The organism is Bradyrhizobium sp. USDA 4501 (assembly GCF_054062115.1).
The window spans coordinates 1,096,579-1,111,129 of record NZ_JBSSEX010000001.1; the positions used below are offsets into that span (position 1 = coordinate 1,096,579).

Annotated in this window: 15 protein-coding genes; 8 read left to right on the top strand and 7 right to left on the bottom strand. The window is 64.5% G+C overall.

All coding sequences use genetic code 11. The annotated features are described in order from the left end of the window. Window positions 1-123 precede the first annotated feature (123 nt). Window positions 124-936, bottom strand: coding sequence for a crotonase/enoyl-CoA hydratase family protein (locus ACVWZM_RS05235; protein ID WP_076832960.1), 813 nt, complete (start codon window positions 934-936; stop codon window positions 124-126). Between the two features lie 100 nt (window positions 937-1,036). On the opposite strand from ACVWZM_RS05235, the gene ACVWZM_RS05240 reads away from it, so the two are divergent. Beyond that, window positions 1,037-1,912, top strand: a complete 876-nt coding sequence (locus ACVWZM_RS05240) for an SDR family oxidoreductase (protein ID WP_057015759.1) — start codon at window positions 1,037-1,039, stop codon at window positions 1,910-1,912. 242 nt (window positions 1,913-2,154) lie between these two features. Next, window positions 2,155-3,735, top strand: coding sequence for a fatty acid--CoA ligase (locus ACVWZM_RS05245; RefSeq protein ID WP_456835293.1), 1,581 nt, complete (start codon window positions 2,155-2,157; stop codon window positions 3,733-3,735). Between the two features lie 150 nt (window positions 3,736-3,885). Here the strand turns inward: ACVWZM_RS05245 and ACVWZM_RS05250 are convergent, their stop codons facing one another. Together ACVWZM_RS05250 and ACVWZM_RS05255 are read right to left on the bottom strand one after the other, a co-directional pair. Continuing rightward, window positions 3,886-4,365, bottom strand: a complete 480-nt coding sequence (locus ACVWZM_RS05250; protein WP_076827205.1) for a GFA family protein — start codon at window positions 4,363-4,365, stop codon at window positions 3,886-3,888. Window positions 4,366-4,380: 15 nt separating this feature from the next. Beyond that, window positions 4,381-5,655, bottom strand: a complete 1,275-nt coding sequence (locus ACVWZM_RS05255) for an acyl-CoA dehydrogenase family protein (RefSeq protein WP_076827204.1) — start codon at window positions 5,653-5,655, stop codon at window positions 4,381-4,383. A 220-nt stretch (window positions 5,656-5,875) separates the two neighbouring features. Here ACVWZM_RS05255 and ACVWZM_RS05260 point away from each other — a divergent pair, with 220 nt between their 5' ends. Then, window positions 5,876-6,655 (top strand): enoyl-CoA hydratase-related protein, encoded by a 780-nt coding sequence (locus ACVWZM_RS05260; protein WP_076827202.1) that lies wholly within the window; start codon window positions 5,876-5,878, stop codon window positions 6,653-6,655. 191 nt (window positions 6,656-6,846) lie between these two features. On the opposite strand, the gene ACVWZM_RS05265 is transcribed toward ACVWZM_RS05260, so the two are convergent. Genes ACVWZM_RS05265 through ACVWZM_RS05275 form a run of 3 tightly spaced genes read right to left on the bottom strand, consistent with a single transcriptional unit; the run spans window position 6,847 to window position 9,050 of the window. Next, window positions 6,847-7,218, bottom strand: coding sequence for a DUF6285 domain-containing protein (locus tag ACVWZM_RS05265; protein WP_076827200.1), 372 nt, complete (start codon window positions 7,216-7,218; stop codon window positions 6,847-6,849). Between the two features lie 60 nt (window positions 7,219-7,278). Beyond that, entirely contained in the window at window positions 7,279-8,262 is a 984-nt protein-coding gene (locus ACVWZM_RS05270) for a phosphotransferase family protein (RefSeq protein ID WP_076827199.1), read from the bottom strand. After that, a complete protein-coding gene (locus ACVWZM_RS05275; RefSeq protein ID WP_092083353.1) occupies window positions 8,259-9,050 on the bottom strand; it encodes an enoyl-CoA hydratase/isomerase in 792 nt (263 codons plus the stop codon). The genes ACVWZM_RS05270 and ACVWZM_RS05275 overlap by 4 nt, the downstream gene beginning before the upstream one ends. A 151-nt stretch (window positions 9,051-9,201) precedes the next feature. On the opposite strand from ACVWZM_RS05275, the gene ACVWZM_RS05280 reads away from it, so the two are divergent. From ACVWZM_RS05280 to ACVWZM_RS05300, 5 genes are all read left to right on the top strand, one after another. Further along, entirely contained in the window at window positions 9,202-9,984 is a 783-nt protein-coding gene (locus ACVWZM_RS05280; protein WP_016845858.1) for an SDR family NAD(P)-dependent oxidoreductase, read from the top strand. A gap of 345 nt (window positions 9,985-10,329) precedes the next feature. Next, entirely contained in the window at window positions 10,330-10,707 is a 378-nt protein-coding gene (locus ACVWZM_RS05285; protein WP_057015741.1) for a VOC family protein, read from the top strand. Between the two features lie 174 nt (window positions 10,708-10,881). Continuing rightward, window positions 10,882-12,156, top strand: a complete 1,275-nt coding sequence (locus tag ACVWZM_RS05290) for an acyl-CoA dehydrogenase family protein (protein ID WP_076827195.1) — start codon at window positions 10,882-10,884, stop codon at window positions 12,154-12,156. A 298-nt stretch (window positions 12,157-12,454) separates the two neighbouring features. Beyond that, a complete protein-coding gene (locus tag ACVWZM_RS05295; protein ID WP_057015743.1) occupies window positions 12,455-13,069 on the top strand; it encodes a flavin reductase family protein in 615 nt (204 codons plus the stop codon). 11 nt (window positions 13,070-13,080) lie between these two features. Further along, window positions 13,081-13,356, top strand: coding sequence for a GNAT family N-acetyltransferase (locus ACVWZM_RS05300; RefSeq protein WP_076827194.1), 276 nt, complete (start codon window positions 13,081-13,083; stop codon window positions 13,354-13,356). Window positions 13,357-13,424: 68 nt separating this feature from the next. Here the strand turns inward: ACVWZM_RS05300 and yghU are convergent, their stop codons facing one another. Beyond that, window positions 13,425-14,303 (bottom strand): glutathione-dependent disulfide-bond oxidoreductase, encoded by an 879-nt coding sequence (yghU, locus tag ACVWZM_RS05305; protein ID WP_076827192.1) that lies wholly within the window; start codon window positions 14,301-14,303, stop codon window positions 13,425-13,427. Window positions 14,304-14,551 lie beyond the last annotated feature (248 nt).

A 14,551-nucleotide genomic window follows, 5' to 3' on the forward strand; every position in this document is an offset into this window, starting at 1 on the left:
TTTCGTCGGGTTAAATGTCATTCCGGGGCGCGCAGAGCGCGAACGCGGAATCTCGAGATTCTCCGGTGCGCAATTGCGCACCATGGTTCGATGCTGCGCACCGCTGCGGAATGACTGCGGTCGTTACCCCGCATCCACAAACCTTGGCGCGCGCTTCTCCAGATTGGCGCGCACGGATTCGGTCTGGTTCGGGCTGCCGAGCAATTTCTGCTGCTCGACCGATTCCGCGAGCAGCGCGGCCGCCGGGTCGACCGACAGATTGTTGAGCATGCGCTTGGCGGCACGGATCGCATCCGGGCTCTTGCCGGCGATTTCGCGCGCGACCTCGAGCGCCGCGGCGCGCGGATCGTCGCAGACGCGGGTGGCAAGGCCGTAACTTTGGGCCTCCTGCGCCGAGAAGATGCGGCCGGTATAGGTGAGCTCGCGCAGGATGTCGTCGCGCACGAGGCTCGCCAGAATCGGCGTGCCCGCCATGTCGGGCACAAGACCCCATTTGATTTCCATGATCGACATCCGTGCATCCTGCGAGAGGAAGCGCATGTCGGCGCCGAGCGCGAGCTGGAAGCCGCCGCCGAACGCGACACCGTGAACCGCTGCGATCACGGGCACCGGAAGCTGGCGCCAGCCCCAGACCGCCTGCTGCGGGAAATTGGCCTTGCCGTGGGTGCGGACGGTGAGATCGCGCTTCTCGCCGCCCGGCACTCCGTTACCGCCATCCTTCATGGCGGCGAAACGGCCCATGTCGAGCCCGGCGCAGAACGCCCGGCCCTCGCCGGACAGCACCACCACCCGAACGGCTTTTTCCCTGGAAAGCCGGTCGGTTGCGGCCACCAATGCCTCGAACATCGCGGCGTCGAGCGCGTTCATCTTGTCCGCCCGCACCAGGCGGACATCGGCGATACCGTCCGAAATCGATATCGAAACGCGATCTTCCATTGAAATCTCCTCCGCTGTTCCTTGTTGGCGCTTTACAGAAAGGCCGTTGTCCGCTTTTAGTCAATCGACCAATTAACTGACAACCCCCGTGGAGGAAACGATGTTCTCTGATCAGCTTCTTGCCGGGCGGCGCATACTGGTAACCGGTGGTGGCACCGGCCTCGGCAAGGCCATGGCCTCGCGGTTCCTGCAGCTCGGGGCCGAGGTGCATATCTGCGGCCGCCGCAAGAGCGTGTGCGACGAAACCGCCACCGAGCTGATGGCCGAGCATGGCGGGCGCGTGGTCAGCCACGGCGTCGATATCCGCAACGCCATGGCGGTCGACGAGATGATCGAGGCGATCTGGACCACCAGCGGCCCCCTCACCGATCTCATCAACAACGCCGCCGGCAATTTCATCTCGCGCTCGGAAGAATTGTCGCCGCGCGGCTTCGATGCGGTCGCCAATATCGTGATGCACGGCACCTTCTACGTGACGCACGCGGTGGGCCGGCGCTGGATCGCCGGCGGCCATCGCGGCAACGTGGTGTCGATCACCGTGACCTGGGTGCGCAACGGCTCGCCCTATGTGGTGCCGTCGGCCATGAGCAAGTCGGCGATCCACGCCATGACCATGTCGCTTGCGATCGAATGGGGCCGTCACGGCATCCGCCTCAACACCATCGCGCCCGGCGAGATCCCGACCGAGGGCATGAGCAAGCGCATCAAGCCCGGCGACGAGGCCGGTGCGCGCACCAAGGCGATGAACCCGATGGGCCGCGTCGGCACCATGGAGGAATTGCAGAACCTCGCGGTGTTCCTGATCTCCGGCGGCTGCGACTGGATCAACGGCGAGACCATCGCCATGGACGGCGCGCAGGCGCTCGCGATGGGCGGTAATTTCTATCAGCTCCGCGACTGGAGCGACGACGACTGGACCAAGGCGCGCGAGTCGATCAAGGCGCAGAACGAGAAGGATCGCGCGGCGCGGGGCTGAGGCCCGGCGCTTGCTCCTCAATCACTACTGTCGTCCCTGCGAAAGCAGGGCCCATAACCACCGCTGCGCGTTGTCGAGCTCGCTGTGGCTCCAGCGTCGCGCCACATACAGATTCGTGGTTATGGGTCCCGGCCTTCGCCGGGACGACGATGTTGAAACAGCGCGGCCAATTCCTCCGTATTGTTTTTCCCGCGCGATGCCGCCACACTCCGTGCAACCAAAACAAGACGTCACGGGGGAACATGTCCGACGCGCAGAAACTAACCAATCTTGCCGACATGGTGCGCGAGCGCGCCAAGAGCCGCGGCGACGCGCTGGCCTATGAATTCGAGGGACGGCAAACCAGCTTCGCCGGGTTCGACATCAAGACCAACCGCGTCGCCAACGCGCTGATCGCGATGGGCGTCGAGAAGGGTGAGCGCATTGCCTATCTCGGCAAGAACAGTGACTTCTATTTCGAGCTGTTGATGGGCGCGATGAAGGCCGGTGTGGTGATGGCGCCGGTGAACTGGCGCCTTGCAGGCCCCGAAGTCGCCTTCATCGTCGACGACTGCAATGCCCCCGTCCTGTTCGTCGGCCCCGAATTCATCACGCAGGCGCGCAACATCCGCGACAAGCTGCCGAGCGTTCGCACCATCATCACGACCGAGGGCGGCGCGCCGGAATGGCCCGACTTCGTCGCCTGGCGCGATGCGCAGGGCGGCGACGACCCGCGCATTGCGATCGAGCCGAAGGACATCGCGATCCAGCTCTACACCTCGGGCACGACGGGCAAGCCGAAAGGCGCGATGCTGTCACACGCCAATTTCCTCAACCTCGTGCAAAGCGGCAACGAGGCCGAGAAGCCGGAGTGGAACCGCTGGACCACCGACGACGTCTCGCTGGTCGCGATGCCGATCTTCCACATCGGCGGCTCCGGCTGGGGCGTGATGGGCCTCTATCACGGCGCCCGCGGTGTAATCGCGCGCGAGTTCGACCCGACCAAGGTGCTCGACTTCTTCGAGCAGTCCGGCATCACAAAGCTGTTCATGGTGCCGGCGGCGATGCAGTTCGTGGTGCGGCAGCCGCGCGCGCGGCAGGTCGACTTCTCCCGCCTGAAATACATGCTCTATGGCGCCTCACCGATTCCGGCGGCGCTGCTGAAGGAGTGCATCGAGGTCTTCAAATGCGGCTTCGTGCAGATGTACGGCATGACCGAGACCACCGGCACCATCGTCGCGCTGCCGCCGGAAGACCATATCGAAGGGCTCGACCGCATGCGCTCCGCCGGCAAGGCGTTGCCCGGCATCGAGCTTGCGATTCTCGATCCGGACGGCAAGCCGCTGCCGCCGGGCGAAGTCGGCGAAATCGCCACCCGCTCCGGCTCCAACATGGCCGGCTACTGGAATCTGCCCGAGGCCACCGCGCGCACCATCGACAGCGACGGCTGGCTGCGCACCGGCGACGCCGGCTACATGGACAAGGACGGCTATCTCTACATCCACGACCGCATCAAGGACATGATCATCTCCGGCGGCGAGAACATCTATCCGGCCGAGGTCGAGAGCGCGCTGTGCGACCATCCGGACGTGGCGGAAGCCGCCGTGATCGGCATCCCCGACGACAAATGGGGCGAGGCGGTGAAGGCGGTGGTGGTGATGAAGCCGGGAAAAGCCGCGACCGCGGCCGACATCATCAACTTCACGCGCGAGCGGATCGCCGGCTATAAGACACCGAAATCGGTCGACTTCATCCCGGCGCTGCCGCGCAACCCGTCGGGCAAGATTTTGCGGCGGAGCCTGCGTGAACCGTATTGGGCGGGCAAGGACCGGCAGGTGAATTAGCCCTCGCTGTCGTCCCGGCGAAGGCCGGGACCCATAACCATCGTTGTTCATTGTCTGTCGACGCTGGGGCCACATCTCGTTCAACCAATTGCCGACTGTGGTTATGGGTCCCTGCTTTCGCAGGGACGACGGTGGAGGGAGTGTCGCACTTCACTTCTTCCCCGTCCTCTCCCGCAAGACGCGCCACCGCTCCTGCGCCTCTTTCGGCCAGACCTCTTTCCGATCGTAATACTCGGCGAACACTTTCGCGCCCGGCGGGAACGTCACCCAGGGCTGCTTCGACGAGGTGAAGATGTGAGCATCCGGCGGGCACTGGCTCGGATCATCCAGCGTGCCGACGCGGACGAAGCGTACCGCCGGTCCCGCGCCCGGATAGTTGCTCCACACCGCGACCTTGCAGATGGAGCAACGCGCGATCTTCTGTCCCTTGCCGCTCGCCGAGGGCGTGTCGACGATCTCGGGCTCGGCCGCGATATGCTCGACCCGCTCGGCCTCGTACAACGCGTTGAGCGCGTGCACGGTGCCGGTCTCGCGCTGGCACCAGGTGCAGTGGCAGGCGTGCACGATCAGCGGCCTGCCGGTCAGGCGGTAGCGGACGTTTCTGCAGGTGCATCCACCTTCCATGCTCATGCCGCCTCCTCTGCGTTAGTGCTTGCCGGCTCCCATGTAGCCGAACAGGAAGCCCGCCACCTTGCGCTTCTGGATCTCCTCGCTGCCTTCCGTGATGCGATAGCGGCGGTGATGGCGGTAGATGTGCTCGAACGGCTTGTGGCGCGAATAGCCCATGCCGCCATGCACCTGCATCGCGCGGTCGGCGGCTTCGCAGCACAGACGGTTTGCCCAGAAATTGCACATCGAGACCCGGTCGGACAGCGTGTGCTCGACCTGCGCCTGGGTCAGTTGATCCATCTCCCAGGCGGTCTTGCGGATCAACAGCCGCAGCATCTCGGCCTGGGTCGCGAGCTCGACCAGCGGCCACTGGATCGCCTGGTTCTCGGCCAGCGCCTTGCCGAACGGCTTGCGCTCGCGAGCATATTTCACGCTCTCATTGATGCAGTACACCGCGGCGCCGAGCGAGCTCGCCGCCTGGCGGATGCGGTTCTCGTGCACGAAGCATTGCGCCAGCGACAGGCCGCGGCCGACCTCGCCGAACTGCGCATCCTCCGGCACGAACACATCGGTGAAGCTGACCCGCGGATGGTCGGTCGGCATGTTGAAGGTCCACATATACTCTTCGACCTTCACCCCCGCCGATTTCGCCGGCACCAGGAAGCAGCTGATGCCGCGCGCGTCGCCGTCATTGCCCGAGGTGCGGGCAAACAGCGCACAGTGGGTGGCGACATGCATGCCTGTCGTCCACATCTTCTCGCCGTTGATGATCCAGCCCTTGACGTTGTCGCGCGTGGCCTGAACCGCTCTGGTTTCCATATGGGTGGCGTCCGAGCCGTGCTCGGGCTCCGTCAGACCGAACGTGATGCGGTACTTGCCGGTGATCGAGCCGTCGATCATCGCCTTCTGCTCGTCGGTTCCGTAGCGGTCGAGCATGGTCACGATCGGCAGATTGCCGACGATCGAGTGTTCGTTCTGCAGGTCGTTGTGCAAACCGAGACCCTTTGAGGCAAAATGTTCGCGGATCACGGCCATCCACAGGTTGGAGCCGTCCTTGCCGCCATAGCGCTTCGGGATCGCGAAGCGCAGATGGCCGGCGGCATCGGCCAGGTTCTTGGCCTTGCGCAGCAAGAGCTCCCATTCATGGCGCGGCAGGCCGCCCTTGTCGAAATCGGTGCGCGCCCATTCACGGCGATGGTCGAAGAAGCGGATGTTGTCGTCAGCCTCTTCCAGCGGCTTGATCTCGCGTTCGATGAAGCGATCGAGCTCGGCGAGATAGGCTGTCAGGTCAGCCGGCAAGTTGAAATCCAAGGCGGTCTCTCCCGGAAATATTGTTGATTCTGATTTTGCGTCTAGACGCTGTCGCGCATCCGCGTTCGGATCGATTAAGGTGAGAAGCCTGTCGCCAAGTCAAGCAGGCGAGCGAGGCTTGCACGCGCGGTCGCCTTGCGTAATTGGATGGCACGGAACGACGCGCAGGCGCTAGGATATCAGCAATATTCTTCGCCGCAGAAAATCGACGGGAGCAAACATGGATCTGAAATTCTCCAAGGTGACGCGCAGGGGTCCCATCACCATCGTGACGCTGTCGCGGCCCGAGGTCTACAACGCGCTGCATATCGACGCGCATTTCGAGCTCAACAAGGTGTTCGACGAGTTCTCCGCCGATCCCGAGCAGTGGGTCGCGATCGTCACCGGCGCCGGCGACAAGGCGTTCTGCGCCGGCAACGACCTGAAATGGCAGGCTGCCGGAGGCAAGCGCGGCTGGGACAAGGGCGGCTTCGCCGGCCTGACCACCCGCTTCGACTGCGACAAGCCGATCATCGCCGCAGTCAACGGCGTCGCGATGGGCGGCGGCTTCGAGATCGCATTGGCCTGCGATCTGATCATCGCTTCCGAGAATGCGACCTTCGCCCTGCCCGAGCCGCGCGTCGGCCTCGCTGCGCTGGCCGGCGGCCTGCACCGGCTGCCGCGCCAGATCGGGCTGAAGCGCGCCATGGGCATGATCCTGACCGCCCGCCATGTCAGCGCCAAGGAAGGCCTCGAACTCGGCTTCGTCAACGAGGTGGTGCCGCAGGGCGAGGCGCTGGCAGCGGCCGAGCGCTGGGCCGAGACGATCACCAAGAACTCGCCGATGTCGATCCGCGCCTCCAAGCAGGCGATCCAGAAGGGTCTCGAAGTCTCGCTCGAGCAGGCACTGGCCGAGCAGCGCGACTATCCGGCGGTGAAGGCGATGGCCGCCTCGCAGGATTACATCGAGGGCCCGAAGGCGTTTTCGGAGAAGCGGCCGCCGAAGTGGCTGGGGCGGTAGCACGTCCCTTCTGTCATTCCGGGGCGATGCGAAGCATCGAACCCGGAATCTCGTCATTCCGGGTCTGGTGCTGACGCACCATCCCGGAATGACGGCAATCCTCTCATGACGACGTAGGATGGGTAGAGCGTAGCGAAACCCATCGAGGCTTGGCGCGTGGTCCTGATGGGTTTCGCTTCGCTCTACCCATCCTACTTTCCGAGCTCCCGCTTGTAGGACGCGTAGTTCGGCTGGTCGACGGCGAGCTTGTCCATCGTGGTCTGCCAGAGATGCTCCGATAGCCCCGGCGTTTTCAGATCGACCTCGCCACCTGCGATCTTCTCCGACAGCACGCGGTTCAGCTCCATCAGCGTCCCGTCGGTGCCCAGCAATTGCTTCAGCCGCGCGGCCTCGGTCGCATCGCCGGCCTCGGCGAGCGCGAGCTGCCGCGTCACCAGGTCGAGCGCGTTGATGCCGACGCGCAGCTTGAAGCCGTTGTGCCCCTTGATCGCGGGCGCGATCTCGCTGCGCAGGAAGTCGGCGACGGCCTTGATCAGTTCGGTGGGTGTCGGTTCGTCCTGCATGTCACTTGCTCTCTTTCTTGCGCATGATCGATTCCGAAGACCGGTCTCCACGTTCCGGGATCATGCGCGCGGCGCCAGCAACCGCAGCAGATCGATCTCGGTCTCCGACGCGCGCCGCCCGATCATCGCGCGCTCCATCGAGTGATCCGGGCCGCTTCGGAAGCGCTGCATCATGCCGCAACACATCACGCCCCAGCGCAGCGTGCCCATCACTTCCCAGAACATCACGCGCTCGGGGTCGGCCCTGCGGCCGGCTTCCTCATAGCCCGCGAACAAATCTTCGCGCGTGCCGAAACCGCCGACCGGCTTGTCGATCTCGCCGAAGCGCCATGAGTTGACGCAGATCCATCCGAGATCCTCCATCGGATCGCCGGTATGCGCGAGCTCCCAGTCGAGCACCGCGCGCACCCCGTCGGGACCGATGATCAGATTACCGTGGCGGAAATCGCCATGCACCAGCGTCGTCTCCGACGACGGACCGGGATCGTGATCGCGCAGCCAGCGCAGCGCCAATTCGAACACCGGCCGCGGCCAGTTGAAGCTGTGATACTCGCGGGAGAGATCCTCGATCTCCCTGGTCGCGGTCAGGCTGCGCAGCTTCGGCAGTTTGGCCTGCGGCAGGCCATGGATGCCGGCGATGACACGGCCGAGCTGGCGGGCGAGAATCGGCCGCGCGCCGGCAAATTCCTCGTCGCGCAAAATTTTCCGCGCGATGGTCTCGCCTTCGACCCGCGCCATGATGAAGCCGCGGCCAAGGCCGTCCTCCGGCCTCAAGACATGCATCACCTTCGGCGACGGCAGGCCGGCGTCATGCGCGAGCTGCATCAGCGTCGCCTCGGCATCGAGGCCGGCGGCGCGGCCCGGCGCGGCACCGTAGCCCGGCGGCGCGCGGCGCAGGATCGCGCCGACAGTGCCGTTCGGATGCACGATGTCGAACGTCCAGGTCTCCTGGCTGGCGCCGCCGGAGAGCTTTGCGGCGCCGGTGACGCCGGTCGCGCCCGGATGAAACGAGGCGACGCAGCGGGTGAGTTCGGTCTCGATCATTTGCCCTTGAACTTCGCCGGCCGCTTCTCGAGGAATGCGGTGACACCTTCCTTGAAATCCTCGGCGCTACCGGCAAGGCGCTGCGACTCGAATTCCAGATTGAGCTGATCCTCGAGGGTATTTTCCGGGCTGTCCCAATAGAGCTTGCGGATCAGCGACAACGCCACCGTCGGGCCGTTGGCGAGATCGTGCGCGAGCTTCATGGTTTCTTCCATCAGCGCGGCGTCGTCATAGACGCGGTTGACGAGACCCCACTCCAGCGCCTTCTCGGCCGGCAGCCGCTCGCCGAGCAGCGACAGCTCGACCGAGCGCGCCTTGCCGATCAGCCGCGGCAACAGCCAGGTCGAGCCGCAATCCGGCACCAGGCCGATGCGGCGGAACGCCTGCAGGAAATACGACGAGCGCGCGCACAGGATGAGGTCGCCCATCAGCGCGAAGCTCATGCCGGCGCCGGCGGCCGGACCGTTCACCGCCGTCACGATCGGACAGTGCAGCTTACGCAACCGACGCAGGAACGGATGGAACGCGGTTTCCAGCGCCGCGCCGGCATTGCTCTTGCCGGGCTTCTGCTGGTTGCGGCCCTGCAGGTTGGCGCCGGTGCAGAAAGCACGGCCCGCGCCCGTGATCACCAGGCAGCGCACCTCGTCGCGCTTGTCGTCGATCGCATCGAGTGCCTCGGCAAGCCCGCCCAGCATGTCGATCGAGACCGCGTTCATGACTTCCTGGTGGTCGAGCTTGAGGATCGCGACTGATCCGTCGAAGTCGAGCGTGACGTGCTTGAACTGCATGGTTTCCTCTTCACGTTGTTTCGGCGGTGGGTACCGCGGTAGGTCGATGCTTCGACCCATATTTGATTTTTGTGCCGGGCTTGTCCATGGTCGGCGGCAAGCCCATCCGTGAACGCGTGATTAGCGCGCACCAAACCAAATGGAAACCCCAATGAGTGGCATCTTCGATCTCACCGGCCGCGTCGCTGTCATCACCGGCGGCAACGGCGGCATCGGCCTCGGCATCGCGCAGGCGCTGAACGCCGCCGGCTGCAACGTCTCGATCTGGGGCCGCAACGCGGAAAAAAACGCCAACGCCGCGGCCTCGATGAAGGCCGGCCCCGGCAAGGTCGCGACGCAATTCTGCGACGTCAGCGATCCCGGCTCGGTCAAGACCGCGATGAAGGCAACCCTGGACACCTTCGGCCGCGTCGACGGCTGCTTCGCCAACGCCGGCATCGGCGGCGGCGGACGTAGAGCCTTCATCGACCGCACCGAGGAGGAATGGCGCAAGATGTTCGCGACCAATCTCGACGGCGTATTTCACGTATTCCAGGCTGCGGCACGCCACATGACCGACCGCGCCGAGGCCGGCGACAAGTTCGGCCGGCTGGTCGCGACCTCGAGCCTCGCCTCGCTGTTCGGCACCGCGCGCAACGAGCACTATGCCGGCACCAAGGCGGCGCTGAACGCGCTGTGCCGCGCACTCGGCGTCGAGCTCGCGCGCCACGGCGTCACGGCGAACGCGATCCTGCCCGGCTGGATCAAGAGCGACATGACCGCCGGCATCATGGCCAACGACAAGTTCGTCGCCAATGTGATGCCGCGCATCCCCCTGCGCCGCTTCGGCGAGCCGAGCGATTTCGGCGGCATCGCCGTCTACATCATGAGCAAGGCGTCGTCCTATCATACGGCGGATTGTTTTGTGATCGACGGCGGGTACACGGCGTTCTAGCCCGGCTCTTGCCGCATCAACGCCGTCGTCCTGGCGAAGGCCGGGACCCATACGCCGCGGCGGATGTTGTGAACGGGACTCGTCGTACCAGCATCGCACCACAAATGACATCGGTAGTTATGGGTCCCGGCCTTCAACGGGACGACGCTGAATATGTGGCGCGCGGTTGAGTCATACATCCGCACCCTCGCGGCGCAGTTGCGCGGCGTGGAATGACGGCCGGAGAGCGACGGATAGAACAACGCGCGACGCAGCGTCGCTTCCGTCGCGGCAAAACTGCTGCTAGCGTTTGAGCCGCAAGGGACGCAATGAGGCGGCTTTTAACAAGCAGGGAGGATATTTCAGATGTTTTCACACGTGATGGTTGGCACCAACGATCTGGACAAGGCCAAGGCGTTCTATGATGCGCTGCTCGGCACGCTCGATGTCCGGCCGGCCCGGGTTGACGGTCACCGCATCATGTACCTCACCAAGGCCGGCATTTTCATGGTGTCCAAGCCGATCAACGGCGAACCGGCGACGCATGCCAATGGCGGCACGATCGGCTTTGCCTGCTCTTCGCCGGAGCAGGTCCATGCCTGGCACGCGGCCGGCGTCGCCAATGGCGGCAAGCCTTGCGAGGACCCGCCGGGCGTACGGGAAGGTTCTGGCGTGAAGCTCTATCTCGCCTATCTGCGCGACCTCGACGGCAACAAGATCTGCGCGATGCACCGGATGAGCTAACAGGCGTCCGCCGGAATCTTTCACGCTGCACGCGGCGGCGTTCAAACAACGTTTGAAACGCCGTCGCTAAATTCCGCGATGCGGTAGAGGTGATCGGAAAATCGGTACTCGCGCTTGGCGTCGCACGCGTCTATTGTCCGCCGCGAAACGCGCCTTCGCGAGGGAGAAAAGACAGTGAAACATGCCTATGTGCCGCGCACCACGAACTACACGCTCAGTCCGGGCGACGAGCTCAATGACCTGCGCATGTCGGACAAGGTCCGCCCGCTCTACGACCATGTGAAGCAGTTCATCCGCGACACGGTCGACCCGATGTCGGTCGAGTTCTATCGCGCCGGCGAGAAGAAGACCAACCGCTGGAGCTTCACGGACGAGCAGCTCGCGATCCTGCAGAAGGCCAAGGACAAGGCCAAGGAAGTCGGCCTCTGGAACTTCTTCCTGCCCGATGCAGAAACCGGCGAAGGCCTCAACAACCTCGACTACGCCTACATCGCCGCCGAGCTCGGGAAGAGCCCGCTGGCCTCCGAGACCATGAACTGCTCGGCGCCCGACACCGGCAACATGGAGGTGCTGGAGCGCGTCGGCACCAAGGCGCAGAAGGAGAAGTGGCTGAAGCCGCTGCTCAATGGCGAGATCCGCTCGGCCTATGCGATGACCGAGCCGAACGTCGCCTCCTCCGACGCCAAGAACATCTCGACCACCGCAAAGCTCGTCGGCGACGAGTGGGTGATCAACGGCGAGAAGTATTACATCTCCGGCGCCGGCGATCCGCGCTGCAAGATCATGATTGTGATGGTGAAGACCAATCCCGATGCCGCGCCGAGCAAGCAGCAGTCGCAGATCCTGGTGCCGATCGACACCCCCGGCGTCGAGATCCTCGGGCCCATGCATGTGTTCGGCCACGACCACGCGCCGCGCGGCCACATGCATCTGCGCTTCAACAATTGCAAGGTGCCGAAGGAAAACATGCTGCTCGGCGAAGGCCGCGGCTTCGAGATCTCGCAGGTCCGCCTCGGACCGGGCCGCATCCATCACTGCATGCGCACCATCGGCAAGGCCGAGAAGGCGCTCGACATGATGGTGCAGCGCGGCCTGACCCGCGAGGCCTTCGGCAAGAAGATCGCCCATCTCGGCGGCAACATGCAGATCATCGCCCAGGCGCGTTGCGAGATCGAGGCGATGCGGCTGATGGTGCTGAAGGCGGCCAAGGCGATGGACGTACTCGGCAACAAGGAAGCCCGGGTCTGGGTTTCGATGGTCAAGGCCATGGTGCCCGAACGCGCCTGCAAGGTGATCGACCAGGCGATCCAGATGCACGGCGCCACCGGCATCTCGCAGTGGTCGCCGCTCGGCGAAATGTACCAGGACGTCCGCCATCTCCGCTTCGCCGACGGTCCGGACGAGGTGCACTGGATGGTGGTCGGCCGCCACGAACTGAGCATGCCGTAGTCGCTTCTTCTCCTTCTCCCCGCTCTTGTGGGGAGAAGGCCGGGATGAGGGGCTGCCTCCGCAAGCACGGTGAGAGATAGTCTCGCGGAGAATCCCCCTCACCCGGATCGCATCTGACGATGCGATCCGACCTCTCCCCGCAGGCGGGGCGAGGTAAGGGAAGAGCGCTCCAAGGAACAAAAACAAACAAGCAAGTCTGCAAGGCGGGTTCGCGCGAGCGTAACCCGCCTTTTGCTTTGCGGTCCGCTCGCGGCGGGTTACCCTTCGCTAACCCGCCCTACGAACTTCCGGACATCCCATGGAATATTCCCCAAGCGACCTCACCCAGCGCGAACGCTACAAGGTGCTGACCTCCTTCGTGCTGCCGCGGCCGATCGCCTGGGTGACGAGCACGAGCGCGGACGGCGTGGTCAATGCGGCGCCGTTCTCGTTCTTCAATGTGTTCTGCGAGGATCCGCCGCTCTGCATGTTTGCGGTCAATCGCCGGCCCGACGGCCGCGAGAAGGACACCCTGGTCAACATCCAGCGTCTCGGCGAATTCGTGGTCAACCTGACCGACGAGCCGCTGGCGCGCGCGATGCATGAGACCTCCGGCGACTTCCCGCCCGAGATCGGCGAGCCCGATTATCTCGGCCTCAAGCTCGCGCCCTCAAGCAAGATCGCAGTCCCTCGCCTCGCCCAGGCGCCGTTCGCGATGGAGTGCAAGACCTGGAAGCTGATCGACGTCAATGGCGACCGCCAGCTGATCATGGGCGAAGGCATCCATTTCCACATTCGCGACGAATTGTGGGACCGCGAGGCGATGCGCGTCCACATGGAGCGCTACCACCCGATCGGCCGCATGTTCGCCGACCGCTACTGCCGCACCGACGACCGCGTGGTGTTTCCCGCGGCCGAGGGCACAAAGAAATAGAGGATCAGACAATGAGCGAAACATTCCGCGACAACGAAGCGCAGAGCCGGTTCGAGCTCGCCGTCGACGGCTCAACCGCTTTCGTGGTCTACCGCAAGACGCCAGACAGGATCACGCTGGTTCACACCGAGGTGCCGGCGGAGCTCGGCGGCCGCGGCATCGGCTCCAAGCTCGCACGCGCCACGCTCGACGCCGTCCGAGCGCAGGGCATCAAGCTCGTCGTGAAATGCGAATTCATCCAGGGCTTCATGAAGAAGCATCCGGAGTATGACGATCTGTTGGGGTGATCGCAGGGCGGGTTGGCAAAGCTGTCATTTCGTCATGGCCGGGCTTGTCCCGGCCATGACGCGTTTCGTCACGACGCCACCGGCTCGCCGATCTTGTCCTGCGTCTTCGTTTCGAAATCGCTGGCGTCGTGGCGCTCATGGAGCTGGCTCGACGGCTCGCCCCAGGTGCGGTTGACCATGCGGCCGCGCTTCACCGCCGGCCGTGCCGCGATCGCATCGGTCCAGCGCTGCACGTTCTTGTAGTCCTGCACCGAGAGGAATTCGCCGCCGCCGTAAAGCAGACCCTTGGCGAGACTGCCGTACCAGGGCCACACCGCCATGTCGGCGATGGTGTAGACATCGCCCGCGAGATACTCGTTGTCGGCGAGCCGTCGGTCGAGCACGTCGAGCTGGCGCTTCACTTCCATCGCGAAGCGGTCGATGGCGTATTCGATCTTGGTCGGCGCATAGGCGTAGAAATGCCCGAAGCCGCCGCCGAGATAGGGCGCGGCGCCCATCTGCCAGAACAGCCATGAGAAGGTTTCGGCACGGGTCTTGACGTCGGTCGGCAGGAACGCGCCGAATTTTTCCGCCAGATAAACCAGGATCGAGCCCGACTCGAACACTCGGATCGGCTCCTTCCCGCTGCGGTCCATCAGCGCCGGGATCTTCGAGTTCGGATTGACCGCGACGAAGCCGCTGCCGAACTGGTTGCCGTCGATCTTGATCAGCCAGGCGTCGTATTCCGCGCCCTTGTGACCCGCCGCCAGGAGCTCTTCCAGCATCACGGTGACCTTGACGCCGTTCGGCGTCGCCAGCGAGTAGAGTTGCAGCGGATGGCGGCCGACCGGCAGTTCCTTGTCGTGGGTGGGACCGGCAATTGGCCGGTTGATGCTGGCGAAGCGCCCACCGCTCTCCTTGTTCCAGGTCCAGACTTTCGGCGGCTCGTAGGCAGGAATGTCATTCACGTCGTTGGCTCCCGATTCATGTTCTTGCCAGGTGGCGCGGCGGCGCCGTGCCCATCCCCATGTCCGCACTAGATGGTGCGCGGGCTGCGCTTTGCCCACCCCGCGGATCGCATTTTCTATCCAGCGGAATGCGCTGCGAGGGATGCAGCCGGAGCAGCGCCTGCACGCAAGATCGCCGTGGCCGAAACCCGCTTGGCTTCGCGGACCGTGATGCGCTAGCGTTGCAGCGGCTGACGCCAACAAGCACA

Bases quoted from the DNA above. Each gene is read 5' to 3' on its own strand.
- ACVWZM_RS05235 (WP_076832960.1), bottom strand. From the start codon at position 936: ATGGAAGATCGCGTTTCGATATCGATTTCGGACGGTATCGCCGATGTC.
- ACVWZM_RS05240 (WP_057015759.1), top strand. From the start codon at position 1,037: ATGTTCTCTGATCAGCTTCTTGCCGGGCGGCGCATACTGGTAACCGGT.
- ACVWZM_RS05245 (WP_456835293.1), top strand. From the start codon at position 2,155: ATGTCCGACGCGCAGAAACTAACCAATCTTGCCGACATGGTGCGCGAG.
- ACVWZM_RS05250 (WP_076827205.1), bottom strand. From the start codon at position 4,365: ATGAGCATGGAAGGTGGATGCACCTGCAGAAACGTCCGCTACCGCCTG.
- ACVWZM_RS05260 (WP_076827202.1), top strand. From the start codon at position 5,876: ATGGATCTGAAATTCTCCAAGGTGACGCGCAGGGGTCCCATCACCATC.
- ACVWZM_RS05265 (WP_076827200.1), bottom strand. From the start codon at position 7,218: ATGCAGGACGAACCGACACCCACCGAACTGATCAAGGCCGTCGCCGAC.
- ACVWZM_RS05270 (WP_076827199.1), bottom strand. From the start codon at position 8,262: ATGATCGAGACCGAACTCACCCGCTGCGTCGCCTCGTTTCATCCGGGC.
- ACVWZM_RS05275 (WP_092083353.1), bottom strand. From the start codon at position 9,050: ATGCAGTTCAAGCACGTCACGCTCGACTTCGACGGATCAGTCGCGATC.
- ACVWZM_RS05280 (WP_016845858.1), top strand. From the start codon at position 9,202: ATGAGTGGCATCTTCGATCTCACCGGCCGCGTCGCTGTCATCACCGGC.
- ACVWZM_RS05285 (WP_057015741.1), top strand. From the start codon at position 10,330: ATGTTTTCACACGTGATGGTTGGCACCAACGATCTGGACAAGGCCAAG.
- ACVWZM_RS05295 (WP_057015743.1), top strand. From the start codon at position 12,455: ATGGAATATTCCCCAAGCGACCTCACCCAGCGCGAACGCTACAAGGTG.
- ACVWZM_RS05300 (WP_076827194.1), top strand. From the start codon at position 13,081: ATGAGCGAAACATTCCGCGACAACGAAGCGCAGAGCCGGTTCGAGCTC.